This window comes from Maritimibacter sp. HL-12 (assembly GCF_900177545.1).
GTDB lineage: Bacteria > Pseudomonadota > Alphaproteobacteria > Rhodobacterales > Rhodobacteraceae > Sinisalibacter.
In genome coordinates, this window is sequence record NZ_FXBQ01000001.1 from 1,521,898 (window position 1) to 1,541,773 (window position 19,876).

19 protein-coding genes are annotated in these 19,876 nt (G+C 62.2%); 10 read left to right on the plus strand and 9 right to left on the minus strand.

Going from position 1 to position 19,876, the window contains the following annotated elements; genetic code table 11:
• Positions 1 to 13 precede the first annotated feature (13 nt).
• From B9Y97_RS07550 to trxA, 5 genes are read left to right on the plus strand one after another with little or no spacing between them, the layout of a single operon-like run.
• Complete coding sequence (locus tag B9Y97_RS07550; protein ID WP_254900969.1) at positions 14 to 973, plus strand: aminoglycoside phosphotransferase family protein; 960 nt, start codon at positions 14 to 16, stop codon at positions 971 to 973.
• On the plus strand, positions 973 to 1,644 hold the full coding sequence (locus B9Y97_RS07555; protein WP_369596656.1) for a nucleotidyltransferase family protein: 672 nt from the start codon (positions 973 to 975) through the stop codon (positions 1,642 to 1,644). The genes B9Y97_RS07550 and B9Y97_RS07555 overlap by 1 nt, the downstream gene beginning before the upstream one ends.
• On the plus strand, positions 1,637 to 4,576 hold the full coding sequence (gene addB, locus B9Y97_RS07560) for a double-strand break repair protein AddB (RefSeq protein WP_085526173.1): 2,940 nt from the start codon (positions 1,637 to 1,639) through the stop codon (positions 4,574 to 4,576). Before B9Y97_RS07555 ends, addB begins: the two co-directional genes overlap by 8 nt.
• The gene (gene addA, locus B9Y97_RS07565; RefSeq protein WP_085526174.1) at positions 4,573 to 7,938 is read left to right on the plus strand and encodes a double-strand break repair helicase AddA; all 3,366 of its coding nucleotides are present in this window, start codon (positions 4,573 to 4,575) and stop codon (positions 7,936 to 7,938) included. The genes addB and addA overlap by 4 nt, the downstream gene beginning before the upstream one ends.
• Positions 7,939 to 7,985: 47 nt before the next feature.
• On the plus strand, positions 7,986 to 8,306 hold the full coding sequence (gene trxA, locus B9Y97_RS07570; protein WP_085526175.1) for a thioredoxin: 321 nt from the start codon (positions 7,986 to 7,988) through the stop codon (positions 8,304 to 8,306).
• A gap of 152 nt (positions 8,307 to 8,458) precedes the next feature.
• Here the strand turns inward: trxA and B9Y97_RS07575 are convergent, their stop codons facing one another.
• Positions 8,459 to 8,647 (minus strand): hypothetical protein, encoded by a 189-nt coding sequence (locus tag B9Y97_RS07575; protein ID WP_085528156.1) that lies wholly within the window; start codon positions 8,645 to 8,647, stop codon positions 8,459 to 8,461.
• Positions 8,648 to 8,770: 123 nt separating this feature from the next.
• A complete protein-coding gene (locus B9Y97_RS07580) occupies positions 8,771 to 9,382 on the minus strand; it encodes a L,D-transpeptidase (RefSeq protein WP_085526176.1) in 612 nt (203 codons plus the stop codon).
• Between the two features lie 168 nt (positions 9,383 to 9,550).
• On the opposite strand from B9Y97_RS07580, the gene B9Y97_RS07585 reads away from it, so the two are divergent.
• On the plus strand, positions 9,551 to 10,063 hold the full coding sequence (locus B9Y97_RS07585) for a divisome-associated lipoprotein DalA (RefSeq protein ID WP_085528157.1): 513 nt from the start codon (positions 9,551 to 9,553) through the stop codon (positions 10,061 to 10,063).
• Between the two features lie 9 nt (positions 10,064 to 10,072).
• Here the strand turns inward: B9Y97_RS07585 and B9Y97_RS07590 are convergent, their stop codons facing one another.
• The 5 genes from B9Y97_RS07590 to B9Y97_RS07610 form a co-directional block, all read right to left on the minus strand.
• Positions 10,073 to 10,567 (minus strand): L,D-transpeptidase family protein, encoded by a 495-nt coding sequence (locus B9Y97_RS07590; RefSeq protein ID WP_085526177.1) that lies wholly within the window; start codon positions 10,565 to 10,567, stop codon positions 10,073 to 10,075.
• Positions 10,568 to 10,633: 66 nt separating this feature from the next.
• Positions 10,634 to 11,848: a class I SAM-dependent RNA methyltransferase gene (locus B9Y97_RS07595; protein WP_085526178.1), complete on the minus strand. Its 1,215-nt coding sequence runs from the start codon at positions 11,846 to 11,848 to the stop codon at positions 10,634 to 10,636.
• The gene (locus B9Y97_RS07600; protein WP_085526179.1) at positions 11,848 to 13,008 is read right to left on the minus strand and encodes a CCA tRNA nucleotidyltransferase; all 1,161 of its coding nucleotides are present in this window, start codon (positions 13,006 to 13,008) and stop codon (positions 11,848 to 11,850) included. Before B9Y97_RS07600 ends, B9Y97_RS07595 begins: the two co-directional genes overlap by 1 nt.
• Positions 13,005 to 13,595, minus strand: coding sequence for a CoA pyrophosphatase (locus tag B9Y97_RS07605; RefSeq protein ID WP_085528158.1), 591 nt, complete (start codon positions 13,593 to 13,595; stop codon positions 13,005 to 13,007). The genes B9Y97_RS07600 and B9Y97_RS07605 overlap by 4 nt, the downstream gene beginning before the upstream one ends.
• Positions 13,588 to 14,577: an Hsp33 family molecular chaperone HslO gene (locus B9Y97_RS07610; protein WP_085528159.1), complete on the minus strand. Its 990-nt coding sequence runs from the start codon at positions 14,575 to 14,577 to the stop codon at positions 13,588 to 13,590. Before B9Y97_RS07610 ends, B9Y97_RS07605 begins: the two co-directional genes overlap by 8 nt.
• A gap of 69 nt (positions 14,578 to 14,646) precedes the next feature.
• Here B9Y97_RS07610 and B9Y97_RS07615 point away from each other — a divergent pair, with 69 nt between their 5' ends.
• On the plus strand, positions 14,647 to 15,090 hold the full coding sequence (locus B9Y97_RS07615) for an NUDIX domain-containing protein (RefSeq protein ID WP_085528160.1): 444 nt from the start codon (positions 14,647 to 14,649) through the stop codon (positions 15,088 to 15,090).
• Here the strand turns inward: B9Y97_RS07615 and B9Y97_RS07620 are convergent.
• Positions 15,072 to 16,361, minus strand: coding sequence for a PP2C family protein-serine/threonine phosphatase (locus B9Y97_RS07620; RefSeq protein ID WP_369596650.1), 1,290 nt, complete (start codon positions 16,359 to 16,361; stop codon positions 15,072 to 15,074). The genes B9Y97_RS07615 and B9Y97_RS07620 overlap by 19 nt on opposite strands.
• 153 nt (positions 16,362 to 16,514) lie before the next feature.
• Between B9Y97_RS07620 and B9Y97_RS07625 the strand changes: the two genes are divergently transcribed.
• On the plus strand, positions 16,515 to 16,826 hold the full coding sequence (locus tag B9Y97_RS07625) for an Hpt domain-containing protein (RefSeq protein ID WP_085528163.1): 312 nt from the start codon (positions 16,515 to 16,517) through the stop codon (positions 16,824 to 16,826).
• Here B9Y97_RS07625 and ilvA read toward each other — a convergent pair.
• Positions 16,823 to 18,070: a threonine ammonia-lyase IlvA gene (gene ilvA / locus B9Y97_RS07630; RefSeq protein ID WP_085528162.1), complete on the minus strand. Its 1,248-nt coding sequence runs from the start codon at positions 18,068 to 18,070 to the stop codon at positions 16,823 to 16,825. The genes B9Y97_RS07625 and ilvA overlap by 4 nt on opposite strands.
• A 106-nt stretch (positions 18,071 to 18,176) precedes the next feature.
• Between ilvA and B9Y97_RS07635 the strand changes: the two genes are divergently transcribed.
• On the plus strand, positions 18,177 to 19,400 hold the full coding sequence (locus tag B9Y97_RS07635) for an argininosuccinate synthase (RefSeq protein WP_085526180.1): 1,224 nt from the start codon (positions 18,177 to 18,179) through the stop codon (positions 19,398 to 19,400).
• A 6-nt stretch (positions 19,401 to 19,406) separates the two neighbouring features.
• Complete coding sequence (locus B9Y97_RS07640; protein ID WP_085526181.1) at positions 19,407 to 19,868, plus strand: GNAT family N-acetyltransferase; 462 nt, start codon at positions 19,407 to 19,409, stop codon at positions 19,866 to 19,868.
• Positions 19,869 to 19,876: the final 8 nt, after the last annotated feature.

Genomic DNA, 19,876 nt, shown 5'->3' on the forward strand with positions numbered 1-19,876 from the left:
ACAAGCCAACCGCATGGCGCTCGCGGGGGATGCGTCAAACCGACGTTACGAACGTCTTTCCGGGGGCCCCGGGGGCAGAAAAGCCGTGTTGATGGACGCATCGCCCGACAAGGGCGAGGATATCCGGCCTTTCGTTGCCATTGCCCAGCATTTGCGGAGTCTCGGGCTTTCGCCCCCAAAGGTCTTTTCGGCAGACCAGGAGCAGGGTTTCGCCTTGCTGGAAGACCTCGGGGATACGCTATTTGCACAGCTCCTGGAAGATACCCCGGAACTCGAGGCCGAGCTTTACCTGGCCGCGACCGACGTTCTGCTCACCCTTCACGCCGCGCCTCCACCGCCAGCTCCGGACTATGGTCCGCAAACCATGGTTCCGCTCGCCGGGTTGGCCTACCAATGGTATGGGTTTGGGGCGACGGGCCGCACCGACGATACCGGCATGTTGTCCATGCAGGCCGAACTCGCGTCACTTCTTGCCCAACTGCACCCGTGGAAACCGGTTCTGGTCTTGCGCGATTTTCACGCCCAGAACCTGTTCTGGCTTGCAGACCGCGAGGGGCCTGCGCGGGTCGGGCTGATCGACTTTCAGGACGCCGGGATCGGTCACCCGGCCTATGATTTCGTTTCGCTCGCTCGCGATGCCCGGCGCAATGTGTCGCGCGATACCGAAGCCCGGATGATCGCACGGTATTGTTCGGCGACCGGGCAGAACCCGGACGGGTTTGGCCTCGCTGCCGCGATCATGTCGGCCCAACGGAGCCTTCGAATCCTGGGGGTATTCGCCCGGCTCTCGATGCACTTCGGCAAAGCGCAATATGTCGATCTCATTCCCCGGACCTGGTCGATCCTGATGAATGATCTCGCGCATCCGGCGCTTGAACGCCTTCGCGGCATTGTCTGCGATGATCTGCCCGAACCGTCTCCCGAAATCCTGGACGCACTGAGAGCAAAATGCGGCACGATCCCGAAGCCTTGATGATCTTTTCCGCAGGCCTTGGCACGAGGATGGGTGCCTTGACGGTTTCGCGACCGAAACCGCTTGTTGAGGTGGCCGGGCGGCCTTTGGTGGATCATGCGCTCGATTTGGCAGAATCCGCCGGAATAGAGACGATTGTGGCCAATCTTCACTACCTTGCGGAGCAGCTTGCCGCCCATCTGGAACCTCGTGGCGTGGTTCTTTCGGATGAGCGCGAAAACCTGCTGGAAACCGGCGGCGGCCTGCGTCATGCCCTGCCTTTTCTCGGTGATGGGCCGGTCTTCACGCTGAACTCGGATGCGGTCTGGACCGGCGCAAATCCGTTGGAACAACTCCGGTCGCAATGGAAGCCGGACGAGATGGACGCGCTGCTCCTTCTCGTCTCGCAAGAATCCGCGCTCGGCCACAGCGGGCAGGGCGATTTCATTCTCGACGACGCGGGCCGTTTGGCGCGCGGGCCGGGGTTGGTCTATTCTGGCGCACAGATCATCAAGACCGAGGGGTTGGCTGCCATCACCGACGAGGTTTTTTCGCTCAACCGGCTTTGGGACAGGATGATGGACGAGGGCAGGTTGTTTGGTGCCGTGCACAGCGGTGGATGGTGCGACGTCGGCGATCCCCGCGGCATTGCCTTGGCGCAAGCCATGCTGGCCGGAGCAACCGATGTTTGAGCCGAGCACGAAGCCGCGTCTGTTCGCGCTCCCGCCCGGCGTCGACTTTCCCCGTGCGGTGGTCGCGGGATTGCGCGCGCGGTTCTGCGGGCAACCGCCCGAAGCCCTCGCCCGGGTCTCCGTTTTCGTAAACACGCGAAGAATGCAGCGCAGGTTTGTCGAGCTTTTCGATGAAGGCCCCGGCGTCCTGCTTCCCCGTATCCGGTTGGTGACCGACCTCGGGCAAGACGTTGCTTTCGCCGACTTGCCGCCTGCCGTCTCGCCGCTTCGGCGACGGCTTGAATTGGCCGAGCTGATATCTCGATTGCTCGACTCGCAACCCGATCTTGCCCCGCGCGCGGCGATCTACGATCTCGCCGACAGCCTTGCCGCCCTGATGGACGAGATGCAGGGCGAAGGAGTCACACCCGAGGTGATCCGGGCGCTGGATGTCACGGATCTGTCCGGGCACTGGCAACGCAGCCTTACTTTCATCAACGTTGTCGCGCGGTTTTTCGGTGAATCCAGCAAAGAACCCCCCGATCTGGAGGCGCGGCAAAGGCGTGTGATCGAGCGCCTCAACCGGATCTGGGAGGCCAGTCCTCCTGCTGATCCGATCATCGTCGCCGGTTCGACAGGATCGCGCGGGGCCACGCAAATGCTGATGCGCGCGGCGGCCGGTCTGCCTCAGGGTGCCGTGATTCTGCCCGGGTTCGATTTCGACATGCCGGAACCGGTATGGGATACGCTCAAGGATGCGATGGCCTCGGAAGACCACCCCCAATTCCGGTTTTCCCGGTTGATGGAAGCCTTGGACCTGCGCCCCCGCGAGGTCATGCCCTGGAGCGACGCAACACCTCCGGTTCCGGCCCGGAACCGCCTTGTCTCTCTTGCCCTGCGGCCCGCTCCGGTCACCGATCAATGGCAGGCCGAAGCGCCTGGTTTCTCTGGAATAGAGACTGCTACAGACGCCATATCGCTTATAGAGGCACCGTCTCTGCGGCTCGAAGCGAGCGCGATTGCCCTCATCCTTCGCGATGCGGCGGAGCGGGGGATCGAGGCCGCCCTGATCACGCCGGATCGGACGATCACACGTCAGGTCACCGCCGCACTGGACCGGTGGCGGATCGAGCCCGACGACTCAGCCGGCCGGCCGCTACCCCTCACGGCACCGGGCCGGCTCTTGCGTCAGGTTGCCGACCTCGCCGGTAAAAAGATCAGCGGGCCGGCGTTTCTGGCGTTGCTCAAACACCCGCTCACCAACACCGGCAGCAACCAGCGCGGCGATCACCTGCGCCATACCCGCGACCTCGAACTCGAAGCGCTGCGCGAAGACATGCCTTACCCCACGTCCGACTCAATCACCGCATGGGCCGGGTCGCGCGACGATCGCAGGAACTGGGCCGCCTGGGTGAGCTCTGTTCTCGATGCGCTCGCCCGATCCGGCACACAGGAACTTTCCAGCCACGTGGACCACACCTTGAGAGTTGCCAGCCTGATCGCTGCAGGCCCTGACGCCGACGGCGCGGGGCAGCTCTGGGAAAAGCCCGCAGGTCGCGAAGCACGGCGCATCATCGATGAGCTTGTCCGCGAAGCGCCTCACGGCGGAGAGATGAACGCCGCCGATTTTCGCGGCCTGTTCGCGGCGGTTCTGAACCGGGGAGAAGTGCGCGACCCGGTTCAGCCGCATTCCGGCGTTCGGATCTGGGGCACGCTCGAAGCGCGGGTGCAGGGCGTGGAACTGGTGATACTTGCCGGGTTGAATGAAGGCGTCTGGCCAGAAAAGCCAAGCCCCGATCCCTGGATGAACAGAAAGATGCGGTTTGAAACCGGGCTTCTCCTCCCGGAACGCCGTATAGGCCTGTCGGCGCACGATTTTCAGCAGGCCATAGCAGCCAAGACTGTTGTCCTCACGCGGTCTGTGCGTGACGCCGACAGCCCTACCGTCCCTTCCCGCTGGGTCAATCGCCTCACGAACCTGATGGCCGGGATGTCGCCTGAAGCCACAACGGCGCTCGACGAGATGCGCGCGAGGGGGAATTCCTGGCTGAAGCTCGCGGATGCGCTTGATGAGGGTGATCCCGTTGCCCCCGCGCCGCGCCCCTCACCGTCGCCGCCGATTACTGCGCGGCCAAAGCGCCTCTCGGTAACCCGCATTACCCGGCTGGTACGAGATCCCTACGCCATCTATGCTGAAAAGATCCTCGGCCTGCGACCGCTCGGCCCCCTCCACCAATCCGCCGACGCACCATTGCGGGGAACGATCCTGCACAAGGTGATGCAGCGGTTCATCGAGGAAACCCCCCATGGCGAAGGGCCGGAAACCGGGCACGCAAGGCTGATGGAGATCGCCCGCGAAGTGCTCGAGGCCGAGGCCCCATGGCCCGCGGCCCGGGCGCTGTGGCTGGCGAAGTTCGGGCGCATTGCGGATGCGTTCCTTTCCGGTGAAGCCGAGCGACAAGCCCGCGCAACCCCGGTCAAAACCGAGATCCGCGGTGCGCTTCCCTTCGAGGCGCTTGATTTCACGTTGACCGGAACTGCCGACCGGATCGACCGTGACGACACCGGCGCGCTCCATATCTACGACTATAAAACAGGGTCTATTCCAACCAAAAAGCAGCTTGAGACCTATGACAAGCAACTGGTTCTGGAAGCCGTGATGGCAGAAGCCGGAGCCTTCGATGGGCTTGCGAAGGCGCGCGTGGCCGAGGTCGCCTATATCGGGCTCGGAGCGCAGGCAACCTTCAAGGCCTTCGACATGGACCAGGCGACGATCGAACAGGTCGGCGATGAACTCTCGGAGCTGATATCGGCCTACCGCCAACGAACAAAGGGCTACACCGCGCGCCGGGTCGTCGAAACCCAGACCTTCGCAGGCGACTACGATCACCTCTCACGCTTCGGAGAATGGGATCACACCGACACGCCCGAACATGCAAAGGTCGGCTTATGAAACCGGACGATGCAACCCTGCGCCAGATCGACGCGGCGGACCCATTGGAAAACACCTGGCTTGTTGCGAACGCCGGATCGGGCAAAACCAGGGTGCTGACCGATCGGGTCGCAAGGCTTCTGCTTTCCGACGTATCGCCGCAGAATATCCTTTGCCTCACCTACACCAAGGCCGCCGCCAGCGAGATGCAGAACCGCCTTTTCAAACGGTTGGGTGCGTGGGCCATGAAGCCGGACGGCGATCTGCGCAAGGAACTTGCCGAACTCGGCGTGGGCGAGATTGATGATCTTGCCAAGGCACGGCGCCTGTTCGCCGGGGCAATCGAAACGCCGGGTGGCCTCAAGATTCAAACGATCCATTCGTTCTGCGCTTCGATCCTGCGTCGATTTCCGCTCGAAGCCGGCGTCTCGCCGCAGTTCACCGAGATGGACGAGCGCACCGCCCGCCAACTTCAGGCCGAAGCGCTCGACGAGATGGCATCGGGACCGGACAAGAGCCAGATCGAAGCGCTCGCCGCGCATGTGACGGATTCCGATTTTACCCGGCTTGCAAAAGAGATCATCCACCACCGCGACGCGTTTACGGTCAGGACGTCCGCAGCGGAGATCTGGCGCTGGTTCGAGCTTGCTCCAGACCTCGACGAGGCAGGTATTGAAGCGCAGGCGTTTGCGCCTGGCGATGGCCAGCTTGTTGAAGACCTCTTCCCCTTCCTCGATGCCGGAACAGTCACCGATACGGGTAACGCCCAGAAGCTCAGGGCATTGAACACCGCGGCGCTGTCGGTGCGTGACCTGCCTGTTCTTGAAGACGTGTTCCTGACAAAAGCCAAGGCTGCTGAGCCGTTTTCGGCAAAGATAGGGTCTTTTCCAACCAAGAGCACCCTTAAGGCGGCGGCGCATCTCATGCCTCGGGTGGATGATTTCATGCGCCGCGTCGAAGACGCGAGACGCTTGCGGCTGGGTCTGTCCGCTGCACAGAAAACCATGGTTCTGCACGCGTTTGCCCACACGTTCATCAAGCGTTACGAGGAAAGCAAACAGGCCCACGGCTGGCTCGATTTCGACGATCTGATCTCGCGCACGGCCAACCTGTTGAACCATCCCGGCCTTGCCGCCTGGGTGCTCTACCGTCTTGACGGCGGGATCGACCACATCCTTGTTGATGAGGCTCAGGATACGTCACCCACGCAGTGGCGCGTGATCGAGAGTCTGGCGCGGGAATTCACCACCGGGGAGAGCGCAAGATCGGAAAGGGCCCGCACTCTCTTTGTGGTCGGCGACCTGAAGCAATCGATCTACTCGTTCCAGGGTGCCGACCCGGGCGGCTTCACCCGTATGCAGACACAGTTCGATGACGCATTCCAGCAGGTGGGTGGCCGTGTCCGCGACATGGAGCTCGAGTATTCGTTCCGGTCGTCCTGGGCCATTCTGAGCATGGTCGACCACACGCTGGAGACAGCGCCGGGACTGGGGCGGGAATTCAAGCATCGCACACTTGATCTGGCACGTCCCGGCCGGGTGGATCTTTGGCCTGTCGTGGAGGTGCAGAAAGATACAACCCAACCTCCCTGGAGCGATCCAGTCGATATCCCCGCTCCGCATGATCCTGCCGTCGTTCTCGCCAACACCGTTGCCGACGCGATTGCGGAGATGCTTGAATTCGGCTCTATTCCTGACAAAAATGGCGGCATGCGCGCCATTCGAGCCGGTGATATCATGGTGCTCGTTCAGCGGAGATCCGAGTTGTTTCACCAGGTCATCCGCGCCTGCAAGGCGCGTGATCTTGCGATCGCGGGCGCGGATCGTCTGCGCATCGGCGGAGAACTCGCCGTGAAGGATCTGACCGCCGTTCTCGCGTTTCTTGCAACGCCCGAAGACGATCTCTCGCTCGCCTCCGCGCTTCGATCACCGCTTTTTGGCTGGTCCGAGGATGCCCTGTTTCGTCTGGCACATGGACGCGGAAAGGCGTTCTTGTGGAACCAGCTTCGAGCCGGCCGCGAGAAACATCCCGATGCCCTTGCTATCCTCAACGATCTCCGCGATCAGGCCGACTACCTTCGGCCCTATGACCTGATCGACCGTATCCTGACCCGGCACGGCGGCCGTCGGCGGCTGGTGGCGCGTCTTGGCGCGGAAGCAGAAGATGGGATCGACGCCCTGCTCACGCAGGCGCTTGCCTATGAGCGCATCGAGGTGCCGAGCCTCACCGGCTTTCTGACATGGCTTGCCAGCGATGAAGTCGAGATCAAGCGGCAACTCGACAGCGCGGGTGACCAGATCCGGGTAATGACCGTACACGGTGCAAAGGGTCTCGAAGCCCCGATCGTGTTTTTGCCGGAAACAGCCAGACGGCGCTCTCCAAACCGCAGCCGGTTGATCGAAACATCGCACGGCATGTGTTGGCGTCTCGGCGAGAATGAAGCGCCGCAGGCAATCCTTGCCGCCACCGAAGAGAACAAGCGGCGCGAATTTGAAGAAAGCATGCGCCTCATGTATGTGGCGATGACCCGAGCGGAAAGCTGGTTGGTGATTGCCGGAGGCGGAGACGTTGGCGCTGCAGGCACAACAGATAGCTGGTATCGGATCGCCGAAGCCGGGTTGAAGGCCGCAGGCGCGGTGCATCACGGTTTTGCACTTGGCCCCGGGTTGCGCCACGAAACCGGGGATTGGACAGACCAACCGCGAACCGGCAAGGCGACGGGGGCCACGCCCCACGTCGACATGCCCGCCTGGATTGGCCTTCACGCGGCACCCCCGGCCGAGAAACCCTCACCTCTGCGACCGTCAGAGCTTGGTGGTGCCAAGGCGATCGGCGAGGGGGCGGCGGATGAAGATTTGCAGGACGCCGCGTTGCGCCACGGTCGGCAGGTTCACCGGCTTCTCGAGTTTCTTCCCACATATGACAGGGCGCGCTGGGCGGATGTGGCCCGCGATCTGCTTGCCTTCGGCGACGACGCCGCATCCCCCGAGGAGATTGCCGGCCTCCTGGAAGAAGTATCGCGGATTTTCGACGCGCCAGACCTCGCTCGGCTTTTCGAAGCAGGCACCTTGGCGGAAGTCGAGCTCTCAGCGCCATTGCCGTCGGGTAGCGCGGGCAGAGTGCACGGCGTTGTCGATCGGCTCATCATTGATCCAGAACAGGTCATTGCCGTTGATTTCAAGACAAATCGCATCGTTCCAGACCGGCCAGAGCAGGTTCCGGAAGGTCTGTTGCGCCAGATGGGCGCGTACGAAACGGCACTCGAAAACATCTTCCCGGACCGCAAGATCAGCACCGCGCTGCTCTGGACACGCACCGCAAGTCTCATGCACTTGCCCGATGGTCTCGCGCTGCGCGCATTTGGCCGACTTGACGGATCGTGACCCCGTTCATAGGTTCGGCTCAACCCGTTTTTTCAAGGAGTCCCCTGATGACCACCTACGCTGTGACCGACGACACGTTCGAACAGGAAGTTCTCAAGAGCGATATTCCCGTCGTCGTCGATTTCTGGGCCGAATGGTGTGGCCCATGCAAGATGATCGGCCCCGCTCTCGAAGAGCTGGCCACCCAGTACGAAGGCAAGATCAAGATCGCCAAGGTCAACGTCGATGAAAACCCCTCGTCGCCCGCGATGATGGGCGTGCGCGGCATCCCGACGCTGTTCATGTTCAAGGATGGTCAAGTCGTGTCGCACAAGGTGGGTGCCGCGCCGAAGGCCGCGCTCGACAGCTGGATCAACGAAGTCATCTGATCGCATTTTGCGGTGATGGAAAACGCCCGGGTCACAGGCCCGGGCGTTTTTCTTTGCTCGGCCCGGATCGGAAACCGGATCGGCAAAAAGAAAACCCCGCCAAAGGCGGGGTTTCCTCCCGAGCCTTGCGGCCCGAAAACTTTGCTTCTAGCTCAGAGGAGCCAGATCGCGGCGCCAACGGCGGCCAGGAACAGCAGCGGCACGATGATGCCGGCAGCCGACGAAGACGCAGCTTCTTCCACGACAACGACGGGCTCAACGACCGGGTCGGCAAGGCTACCAGCGTGGGCAGCGGTAACGGCGAGAGCGGCAACTGCCGCGGCAAGCATGACTTTTTTCATCTCAATCTCCAATTGTCCTACCGACGCGAACGCCGGAACAAGGGTAGTTCTGTACCTCGTGAGCCTAGAAAACCGAACCACGGAATTTTTGCAACTGGATTCGTCCAAAACATGGTCGTGGTGTCAGATTAGCAACACCTGAGTGCCAACCTGCGCGAACCCGAAAAGTTCTTTAATATGCTCGTTGTAGAGACCGATGCACCCATTCGAGGAACGTCTGCCGATCTTGCGCGTGTCGTGCGTGCCGTGGATGCGATAATATGTCCAGCTCAAATAGAGCGCATGGGTGCCAAGAGGGTTGTCCGGGCCCGGCGGTATGTAGGGCGGCCACTCGGGATTGCGCTGGAGCATAGAGGGGGTCGGGCGCCAATCCGGCCCCTCGACCTTGCGCACCACGCTGGTACGTCCAAGCCGCGTAAGTTCCTCCGACAACGGCACCGACGTCGGGTAGAGCTTGTAGATTGACTGGTCTTCCGACCAGTAGTGCAGGGCGCGCGACGTGGTATCGACCAGGATCGCGCCCTTGCGAAGGTTCGAGAAATAAGGCCGCCAGTCAAGCGAGCGGAAGCTGGAAATGTTTCGGCGCACAACTTCGGAGAGATCGCGCTCAATTTCCGTGGAACCGGAATCGGTATCCTGGGCCAGAACGGGCGCACCCACAATTCCGCCCGCAGCGGCAGCCGACGACATCAGGAAGGACCGTCGGTTGATCAACTTCTCGCGCGAAAAACTCATTCGTCCAATCCTCGATTGCTTGGAACCCCGGCGCGATATATAGGCCTGACCGGTTGCTGCCGCAAATCAAACCGGCGTCAGGACGCCGGTTTCCTCCGGTTCCCGCTGGTTGCGATTTTTTCCGCAACAGGCACTATACCGACTGGTAACAGATTTCTGGTGGACAATATGATACGCGCTATTCCGCTGATGCTCAGCCTCGCTTTCGCCCTTGCAGCCTGTGAGAGCCCGGCACCCGTCCGGATGGGACCCGATGGCAAGCCGATGCCGGTTGCCCGCCAGATTTCCTCCGCGGAACAGAACCGGGTCACCTACCGGATGGTTGATTCGGTCAATGAATTGCGTGCGGCGGCCGGCGTGCCCCAGGTTCAGCTCAATCCGCAGCTTACCGCCGCCGCCGCGACCCATTCGCGGGACATGAGCCTCCAGAACCGGCCCTGGCACTTCGGTTCGGATGGCTCATCTCCGATCGACCGGGTGGCACGCACCGGTTATCCCGGCCAGATGCTCGGCGAGACGATCTCGGAAACCTACGAGACCGAGCTCGAAACCCTTGCCGCCTGGATGGAGCAGAAAGACACCCGCGACATCATCCTCGATCGCCGCGCGACGAACATCGGATTCGCCTGGTATCAGGATGCCAACGCCAAGGTCTGGTGGACGCTGCTGATGGGGTCGTGATCTCCGGCCTCACGGGTAGATTGTAATCCGGGTTCCAACAGTCACCATCGCGTAGATCGTCTCGATCTGCCGGTCGGTGACGGCAATGCAACCCGCCGTCCAGTCCGGTTGTTCACGCAAACGACGATCCGTTGGCCCGCCGTGAATGAAGATATCGCCCCCCGGGTCATTGCCCGCTTCCTTCGCCGACAGGCTGTCGTTGACATCAGGATAGGAAATCCCGAGCGAAAGATGGAACTCACTGTTGGGGTTCTTGCGGTCGATGATGTAGCTGCCCTCCGGCGTCTTGCCGTCTCCCTTGCGTTCCTTGTGCCCGTTCGGGGCAAAGCCAAGATCGATCGGATAGCTGACGAGCACCCTGTCGTGATGTATCAGGTGCATCACCCGCGCATCCTTGAAAACGAGGATCTGCGTAACCTCGGGGCCATCGTAGGTTTTGAACTTCGAGCACGAGGCAAGGCCGAAAAGGCCAAGTATCATCGCCACCATCAGAAATGCGCGCATCGGTGTAGCCTCGTGCGGATTGGTTACAGCGGCATTACAGGAAATCCGCGGTTCCGGGAAGCGGGATCAGTCCCGCGAGAATCCCGCAGCGATCTCGACGTGCGTCGACCAGCGGAATTGATCGACCACCACCAGTCGTTCCAGTCGGTATCCGGCATCGAGAAGCAGGCGCGAATCGCGGGCGAAAGTCACCGGATTGCACGAAACCGACGCGACCCGCGAAACGTTCGATGCAGCGATTTCGGTCATCTGGGCTTCAGCCCCGGCGCGGGGCGGATCAATCACGATGGCGTCAAACCTGTTCAGCTCCTCCGCAACCAACGGACGGCGAAACAGATCGCGCGTCTCGGTCGTCACCCGCTTGAGCCCGGCGGCACCGCGCCACCCGGCATCGAGGCAAGCAAGCATCGCCGCATCGCCTTCCACGGCATGAACCTCCGACCCCTCGGCGAGCGGCAACGCGAAGGTGCCGCAGCCTGCGAACAGATCGAGCACCCGGGCGGCTGGCCCCACCGCGCGGCGCGCCTCGCGCAAGAGTGCGGCTTCTCCCTCGGCTGTGGCTTGGAGGAACGCGCCGGGCGGCGGCGTCACCATGGCATTGCCGAAAGCCTGGACCGGCGCGGCGACAAGCGCCACGGTTTCATCATCCCATGTCAGGCGCGCAAGGCCTGCCTCGTCCGCAATCCGCGCCAGATCGCTGGCAAGGATCCTGTCGAGCGGCTTGCCGCCCGAGATCGACACATCCGGCCCAGCCTGCGAAAGCGTGACGCTCAGACGCAACGCGCCCTTGCGCGAAGCCCCGGTTTCCACGAGCGCCTCCAGTGCCGGGATCGCTTTCATCAGGTCCGGGTGAAGCAATTCGCATCCGGGCACCCGGGTGATCGCGTCGGATCTGGGAGCATGAAATCCGATGAACGGGCCGGCTTTGGTGCGGCGGGCAGACAGAACCGCACGCCGTCGCGATCGAGGTGGAGAAGTCTCTATTCCGTCTGGATTGGCCGTGATTCCCCGCGCCGCCAGGGCCGCGCGAACAATCTCCTGCTTCCAGCGCGAAACGAAATCATCCGAAGCATGTTGCAGTGCGCAGCCGCCGCAGGACTTGTAATGCGGGCAGGGTGCACGCACCCGTTCAGTCGAGGGCTTCACAATGCGGGGCGCGTCCAGCCGGGTGCCGACCACCTCGCCTTCGACTGTTTCACCGGGCAGGCAGCGGGGCGCATAGACCGGACCGGGTGCGATTCCGTCGCCGTGCAGGCCAAGCCGTTCGATGGTCACTTCCATCATGCCCGCCCGAGAAGATCGTCGCGCGTAAGCGAAAAACCGGAGGCGATCCAGGCATCTTCGAGGCCTTGCAGACGGGCGCCGAGCGCGGGGCCCTCGTAACTGGGCATCAGGTCGTGAGGCCGGATCGGGAAGACCGCGCCGGCACCTTTCGCAAGGTCGGCCTCCAGATTGGTCGGAAGCGGTTTCTCCAGCATCGCGGCGGTGACCAGCACCACGTTTCGCGCCTCGTCACTGCCCAGACGATAAGCCAGTTCCTCGGGTGACGCGAATGTGCCCCGATGCTCCAGAAGGCGTCCGAGGCGGCGGTCATCCGCCTTTGAAAGCCTCAGCCGATCCATGTGAGCCTCGCCACCAAGACAGGCGAGCCGGCGGATCGGGTCAGGCTTCACGCCCAGTGCCGCTTCGTGGTGCACGAGAACTGCCAGCGCGGTCGCATCTGCACCCGGCAAGACCCGGGCAAGAACCCCGGCCTGCGCCATCGCGGCAACGGCGGGCGCCGGGTCCGGGGCGGAGAGGAGCTTTTTCAACTCTATGCCTACCCGTTCGCGGGAAAGGGTTTCCAGTCCACCCGAGTTGGCGGAAATCGCGGCAAGAGCCTCGGCATCGAGACCATGCCCGGGGTCGCCATACCAGGCATGAAACCGGAAGAACCGAAGAATGCGCAGGTAGTCTTCGCGAATACGGGCGTGGGCGTCATCAATGAACCGCACCCGCCGCGCCTCAAGGTCGGGCAAACCGCCGATCGGGTCGGCCAGGGCACCATCGGGCGCGGCATAAAGCGCATTCATGGTGAAGTCGCGTCGGTGCGCGTCTTCCTCTATGGTTGTGGCATAGGCAACCACCGCGCGTCGCCCGTCGGTTTCAATATCTCGCCGGAAGGTCGTGACCTCAAAGGGATGGCTTTCGACAACAACGGTGACGGTGCCGTGATCGAACCCGGTTGGGACCGGGTGAAACCCGCGCGCGCGCGCCAGTTCGGTGACCCGTTCGGGCGTGGCGTCGGTCGTGATGTCGATATCGGTGATCGCCGCCCCGAGGAGCGCGTTGCGCACACATCCGCCGACGAACCAGGCTTGGTGCCCGCCATCGGTCAGCATGGCGCAAACCGCTTGTGGTGCCGGCCCCGAAAGCCAGTCACCTGTGATCCGGAGGGTCATGGCCCAAGTCTTTCCGCAAGGCCATACAACATCCGCGCGGTGGCTCCCCAGATGTAATAGGGACCATAGGGCACCACCTGAAACCGGCGTTGAACCCCCCGGAAATACCGCGATTCGACGAGGTAGTTTGCGCGATTGGCGATGTGTTCGAAAGGCACCGTGAAAGCCTCGTCCACCTCGCCCGCTTCGGGGATCGGCGTGAATGGCTGCCGCACCAGCCCGAGCACCGGGGTGACACGAAAACCCGTCACGGTTTCATGCGGCGTCAGGGTGCCCAGCACATCGACCGCAAGACGCGGCAGCGCGATTTCCTCCTCCGCCTCCCGCAGCGCAGCGGCAATCACATTGCTGTCGGACGGATCGACCTTGCCGCCCGGAAAGGCGATCTGACCGGGATGGTGCTTGAGCCCGGACGACCGCTTGGTGAGGTGCAACGCCCACCCATTCGGTGTTTCGGAAAACGCGACGAGAACGCCGGCGGGCCGCAATTGGCGAGCCGCAGGACGAAGTTCCGGATTCAGATCGAAATCCGACGAAGGAGCCCCTTCGCCCACGGCGGCGCGCAGCCGGGTGATCGGATCAGCGATCGTCAAACTTGCCCTCCCCGGCCTCGAAACCAAGCGTGTCAGGGTCGAATTCGTAATGCGCGCCACAGAACTGGCAATCGGCAGTGACCACGCCACGTTCTGTCGTCATGGAAGCGATATCCTTGCGTGAGTAGATCGACAGGCTCTCCTGCACCCTTTCCCGCGAACAGGTGCAGCCGAACTTCACCGGTTGCGGGTCGAACACGCGGGGGCCTTCTTCGTGGAACAGGCGCGCGAGCATCTCGGTTGGCTGGATAGCCGGGCCGATCAATTCGTCCTCGTGAATGGTCAGCAGCAGGTTGTTGACCCGCGACCAGTCTTCAAGTTCGTCCTTGTCGGCAAACAGGTCTTGCGGGGCCAGCAATCCGGATTCGCCGCTGCCACCTTCCTCGGTGAGCCGGGGCGGAAGTCCGGGCATCTTCTGCAACATCACACCGCCCGCGCGCCAGCCGGTACTCTCTTTCTCGAAGGTCAATGCAAATCGGGTCGGCAGTTGCTCGGACTGCGCAAAATAGGCCTGCGCGCAATCCGCCAACGCCGTTCCGGCTATCGGCGTCAACCCGGAATAGGGCGTGGTATCCTTGCCCTGGTCCATCAAAACGGCGAAATATCCCCGCCCGATCTGCTCGAAAGGATCGCTCGTCTGGTTCAGCCTTTCGGGATCGAAGCTGGCAAACGCCCGGATGCGGCCCGGCGCGCCTTCGCCTTCGGGGGCGTAATAGTCGGTCGCGACCAGACGCGCAGGTCCATCGCCCCTGATCTGGAGCGAAAGTTTCCAGCGCAGCTTGATCGCCGGGCCGATCAGCGCGGTCAGGATCGCGGCCTCGGCCACCAGGTTTTCGATCGCGGGCGGATAATCGTGCTGTGCCAGGATCTCGTCGAGCACACCGTCGAGCCGCACCACCCGGCCACGAATATCGCTCCGGTCAAGTTGGAAGGGGAGAACGGTATCGTCCCATGCAATCTTCGATCCGAGGCTCATCATGCTTTTCCGCGTTGCGTTTCGCCTCGCATACCCCGTCTATTGGGCGTGGGCAACCGAGGCAAAACCATGATCCGACGACGCGGCGAGCCGATACGGCACGACAAGAAATACAAGCTGCGCGCAGGGGCCTACGCCATCTTGCCGCTTGGTTTCAAAGTTCTGCTCACGCATCAAGCCCATCCCTTCCCCGAGTTCCAGCTCCCCGGCGGTGGGATCGACCCTGGCGAAAGTCCGCTGGCGGCCCTGCACCGGGAAGTTTTCGAGGAAACCGGCTGGCGTATCGCCGCGCCACGCAGGTTGGGGGCGTTTCGACGGTTCACCTTCATGCCGGAATACGAGATCTGGGCAGAGAAGCTCTGCCATGTCTACGTTGCGCGCCCGGTTCGCCAGATCATGCCACCAATCGAGCCCGCCCATTCGGCGCACTGGGCTTCCGCGTCAGTGGCCATCGAAGTCGTCGGCAATGAGGGCGACCGGGCGTTTCTGAAGGATTATTTCAGACGATCCTGACCCGCACCGCGGTATTCGATCATTGCGCATGAAAGATCATCGGCAAAGTCCCGCGCGGTGTGGAACATATCGAGATCCCAGACCAGGGCCTCGAAAAAGGCGTTACCATGCAGTTCGGCGTTGCTGCGAATCATGCGCGCGAATCCCTCCTCCTCAAGCATTTCCCCGCTGGCATCGGTGCATTCGGTGAAGCCGTCTGAATAGAACAGCAGCCGGTCACCCGGAGCCAGGTGAAGGTGCCATTGCGTATAGTCTGCCTCGGCCAGGAGCCCGACCGGCATGCCGCCTTCACCGCGGTATTCCACCACCCCGTCCGCCCGAAGCAAGGCCGGGTTCGGGTGGCCGCATTGCGCAATATCGACCCGGCCCGACTCGAGATCGAGATACCCGATGATGATGGTGAAATAGAGCTCGGATTTCATTTCCTCGAGCATCAGGGCATTGAGGAGAGCGGCAACCTCCGCAGGTGGACGGGCGACGAAATCGCCTCCTTCGGGACGCACCAGCGCAATGTTCTGCTCCGGTGCGCCATCGGAGAGGTAGCCGGCGAGCCGCGCGGTCATCAGCGCGGAAGCGATGCCGTGTCCCGACACATCGATTGAATAGACGGCAACCTTGCCTTCCCCGGCCCGGAAGAACCCGACCAGATCGCCGCCGACATGGCCGGAAGGCTTGAGGAGGAGCGAAACATCCGCCACGCCAAAATCCCGGTTTCGCTCACGCACGAGCGATTGCTGCATCTTTCGCGCCTCGACGAGATCGCGATCCACGGCATCGTACAGGGCGCTGATCTCGTTGAGCGTCGAGGTTATCAAGCGGTTCTTGTCCGAGAGCTCCCGCTCCATCTTCAGGATCCGCGCACCCGCCTTGATCCGCGCCCTCAACTCGTCGGCGTTGAATGGTTTGGCGAGGAAGTCATCGGCCCCCATATCGAGCCCGTGAACGACCGCGCCCTTTTCGTTCTTCGAGGTCAGGAGGACAAAATAGACGTAACGATCCAGCGCCAGCGCGCGCACACGGGCGCAAAGTTCGAGCCCATCCATACCGGGCATCATCCAGTCCGAAAGGATCAGATCGATCGGCTCCGCGGCAAGGCAGCCAAGCGCCTCCTGCCCCGACCCGGCCTCGATCACCTCGAATCCCTGCCGCGTAAGCAAGGCCGAGAGAACGCGTCGCTGAGCAGGCGAATCATCCACGACAAGCACCCGCTCGATCACGCAATCCAGGCGGCCGCTTTCCGCCGAAACACTATGTAAAACCAAGTTCGACACACATACCTGACTTGTTTCGGGCCGAGTTGCCCGCGTCCAGTTAGGCAGCCCGAACCTAAATCCGGGTTAAGGCTAAAATGTTCTTCATTTTCATGGGCCACCTAACCCTCCTTCAACGGTTTCCGGCGATCTCTTGAGAAAACGGAGGCCATGATGATCGACTGGGAACGGGTCCGGGAACTGAAGGAAGAGATCGGCGAGGATGATTTCGCCGAAGTCGCTGAAATGTTCATGAACGAGGTCGAGGAGGTTATCGGGCGGCTGCAAAACGAGCCCAATCCGGCGGATTACGAGGCCGATCTTCACTTCCTGAAATCCTCGGCACTCAACCTCGGGTTTGCGCGACTGGCCAGTCTTTGCCAGGAGGGCGAGCACCGATCGGCTTCGGGCGATGCAGGTCGGGTCGAGCTTGCGCCGATCTTCGCGTGCTATGCCGCGTCAAAGGCCGCGTTCATACGGGCCTAGAGTATGAACTCGCCAATCACATCGTCGTTGGTCACGTCGGTGTAGACAAACCCCTTCTCATCCAACCGGCCAAAAAGGCGCGCGAAATTCTCGGGTGCCTTGGTCTCGATACCGATCAGGACCGTGCCGAAGTTGCGCGCAGACTTCTTGAGATATTCGAACCGGGCAATGTCGTCGTCTGGCCCGAGAACTTCGAGGAAATCGCGGAGCGCGCCTGGCCTCTGCGGCAACCGCAGAAGAAAATACTTCTTCAACCCGGAATACCTTTGAGCCCGCTCCTTCACCTCGGGCAGTCGCTCGAAATCGAAATTGCCGCCCGAGGTGACGCAAATGATCGTCTTGCCCCTGATGTCAGCGCCCAGATCGCCCAGAACGTCAACCGAAAGCGCGCCCGCAGGTTCGAGCACGATGCCTTCGGTGTTCAGCATCTCGAGAATGGTCACACAAATCCGGTCTTCCGGCGCGACAAGCACATGCGACATCGGAATATCCGCGAGCGCCTCGAAGGTGAGTTCGCCAACTCGTGCAACGGCCGCGCCGTCCACGAAAGTGTCGATCTTCGAGAGCGAAACCGGATGGCCCACCGCCAACGCCGCAGTCAGGCTCGCACCGCCCGCAGGCTCGACGTAGCGCATTGCCGAACCCGGCGCGGCCTCGGCCAGAAACCGCCGAAGCCCCGCCGCAAGCCCGCCGCCGCCGACCGGAACGATGACCAGATCGGGGGACTTGCCGAGCTGATCGAGCATTTCCACCGCAACGCTGGCCTGTCCCTCGATCACATCAACATCGTTGAACGGCGCAAGAAAATGGCCGCCGGCCTCTTCGCAAAACGCCTGCGACGCCGCGAGCGTGTCGTCGAAATAGTCGCCAATCAGGCGGATCTCGATACTATCCTCGCCAAAGATCCGGGTCTTGTCGATCTTCTGCTGTGGCGTCGTCACCGGCATGAAGATCACCGCCTGAACGCCGAAGTGCCGGGCGGCGAACGCCACGCCCTGGGCATGGTTGCCGGCACTTGCGCAGACAAAAAGCTTCTGCTCCGGCTTCGTGGCCATCACCTTGCGCATGGCATTGAACGCGCCCCGGATCTTGTAGCTCCGCACCGGGCTCAGATCCTCGCGTTTCAGCCAGATATCGGCCCCGAAGCGTGCCGATAGATGATCGTTGCGCTGCAGCGGTGTGGGCGGGAACAACTCCCGCATCTTGCGTTCGGCGATAAGCGCCTTGTCTGAAAAGCCTGTCATGCCCGCGATACTGCCGATCCGGGACCTTCGCGCAACCCCGATCACCCTTGCCGCCCCGCCCGCCAGCCGATAAACCGCCGCGGACAACATATTGACGGAGTTTCCCATGTCCGCGCCGAAGAAAGTCGTCCTCGCCTATTCCGGTGGCCTCGATACCTCGATCATCCTCAAGTGGTTGCAAACCGAATATGGGTGCGAGGTGGTGACCTTCACCGCCGATCTCGGTCAGGGCGAGGAACTGGACCCGGCGCGCAAGAAGGCGGAACTTCTCGGGATCAAGCCCGAAAACATCTACATTGAAGACCTGCGCGAAGAATTCGTGCGCGACTTCGTCTTCCCGATGTTTCGGGCCAACGCTGTCTACGAGGGGCTCTACCTGCTCGGGACCTCCATCGCGCGCCCGCTGATCTCCAAGCGCCTGATCGAGATCGCCGCGATGACCGGGGCCGATGCCGTGGCCCATGGCGCAACCGGCAAGGGCAACGACCAGGTCCGGTTCGAGCTTTCGGCCTATGCCCTGAACCCAGATATCAAGGTGATCGCGCCATGGCGTGAGTGGTCACTCACATCCCGCACCAAGCTGCTGGACTTTGCCGAGCAACACCAGATCCCGATTGCCAAGGACAAGCGCGGCGAAGCGCCGTTTTCGGTCGACGCCAACCTCCTGCACACATCGTCGGAGGGCAAGGTGCTTGAAGATCCGGCGATCGAGGCACCCGACTACGTCTACCAGCGCACGGTTCATCCCGAGGAAGCGCCGAACACGCCGGAATACGTCGAGATCGGGTTTGAAAAGGGCGATGCCGTTTCGATCAACGGGCTGACGATGAGCCCCGCCGAGGTGCTGACACGGCTCAACGAGCTTGGTGGCAAGCATGGCGTCGGGCGTCTCGATCTGGTGGAAGGCCGTTTCGTGGGGATGAAATCGCGCGGGATCTACGAGACCCCCGGCGGCACGGTTCTGCTTGAAGCCCACCGCGGCATCGAGTCGATCACCATGGACCGGGGCGCCATGCACCTGAAAGACGAACTGATGCCGCGCTATGCCGAACTGATCTACAACGGCTTCTGGTTCAGCCCCGAGCGCGAAATGCTTCAGGCCGCGATCGACAAGAGCCAGGAATTCGTCACCGGCACGGTGCGCGTGAAACTCTACAAGGGCTCGGCGCAAACCGTCGGACGCTGGTCGGATTTCTCGCTCTATTCCGAAGAACACGTGACCTTTGAAGATGATGCCGGCGCATACGACCAGAAAGATGCCGCGGGCTTCATCAAGCTCAATGCGCTGCGGCTGCGCCTGCTGGGAAACCGTCGAAAAAAGCATGAATAGAGCCACATGCTGGAACGACGCGCGATAACACGGGAAACATTGTCACAGCTTTTGAAGCTGGAAGTTCGGGCCGATCAATCGCATCTGGTTGCGTCGAATCCGGTCACCATCGCGCAAGCCGCCTACGAGCAGCCCGGGGCTTATGTCTGGGGACTGTGGGCGGGGGAAGACGCCGTTGGCCTCCTCGCCATGATCCATCCGACCGAGTACCGGCACCTTGAACCGGAAGACGACCCTGAGGGCGCGTATATCTGGCGGCTCATGATCGGGGCGAATTTCCAGGGCAAGGGCTATGGCCGCGCCGCAATCGAAGAGGCGGTAGCTCAGGCCCGCGCGTGGGGGCTGCCACGGATCGCCACGTCGGTGGTCGAAACGACCGACAGCAATATCGGCTTCTACGAGTCACTTGGATTTCGCCGCACCGGCGCGATCATTGAGGGCGAGATCGTGCTCAGCCGAGAAGTATAAGCGCTGAC

Bases quoted from the DNA above. Each gene is read 5' to 3' on its own strand.
- ilvA (WP_085528162.1), bottom strand. From the start codon at position 18,070: ATGACAGGCTTTTCAGACAAGGCGCTTATCGCCGAACGCAAGATGCGG.
- B9Y97_RS07585 (WP_085528157.1), top strand. From the start codon at position 9,551: ATGATACGCGCTATTCCGCTGATGCTCAGCCTCGCTTTCGCCCTTGCA.
- B9Y97_RS07635 (WP_085526180.1), top strand. From the start codon at position 18,177: ATGTCCGCGCCGAAGAAAGTCGTCCTCGCCTATTCCGGTGGCCTCGAT.
- trxA (WP_085526175.1), top strand. From the start codon at position 7,986: ATGACCACCTACGCTGTGACCGACGACACGTTCGAACAGGAAGTTCTC.
- B9Y97_RS07625 (WP_085528163.1), top strand. From the start codon at position 16,515: ATGATCGACTGGGAACGGGTCCGGGAACTGAAGGAAGAGATCGGCGAG.
- addB (WP_085526173.1), top strand. From the start codon at position 1,637: ATGTTTGAGCCGAGCACGAAGCCGCGTCTGTTCGCGCTCCCGCCCGGC.
- B9Y97_RS07610 (WP_085528159.1), bottom strand. From the start codon at position 14,577: ATGAGCCTCGGATCGAAGATTGCATGGGACGATACCGTTCTCCCCTTC.
- B9Y97_RS07555 (WP_369596656.1), top strand. From the start codon at position 973: ATGATCTTTTCCGCAGGCCTTGGCACGAGGATGGGTGCCTTGACGGTT.
- B9Y97_RS07615 (WP_085528160.1), top strand. From the start codon at position 14,647: ATGATCCGACGACGCGGCGAGCCGATACGGCACGACAAGAAATACAAG.
- B9Y97_RS07550 (WP_254900969.1), top strand. From the start codon at position 14: ATGGCGCTCGCGGGGGATGCGTCAAACCGACGTTACGAACGTCTTTCC.
- B9Y97_RS07580 (WP_085526176.1), bottom strand. From the start codon at position 9,382: ATGAGTTTTTCGCGCGAGAAGTTGATCAACCGACGGTCCTTCCTGATG.
- B9Y97_RS07595 (WP_085526178.1), bottom strand. From the start codon at position 11,848: ATGGAAGTGACCATCGAACGGCTTGGCCTGCACGGCGACGGAATCGCA.
- B9Y97_RS07575 (WP_085528156.1), bottom strand. From the start codon at position 8,647: ATGAAAAAAGTCATGCTTGCCGCGGCAGTTGCCGCTCTCGCCGTTACC.
- B9Y97_RS07600 (WP_085526179.1), bottom strand. From the start codon at position 13,008: ATGACCCTCCGGATCACAGGTGACTGGCTTTCGGGGCCGGCACCACAA.
- B9Y97_RS07640 (WP_085526181.1), top strand. From the start codon at position 19,407: ATGCTGGAACGACGCGCGATAACACGGGAAACATTGTCACAGCTTTTG.
- B9Y97_RS07590 (WP_085526177.1), bottom strand. From the start codon at position 10,567: ATGCGCGCATTTCTGATGGTGGCGATGATACTTGGCCTTTTCGGCCTT.
- addA (WP_085526174.1), top strand. From the start codon at position 4,573: ATGAAACCGGACGATGCAACCCTGCGCCAGATCGACGCGGCGGACCCA.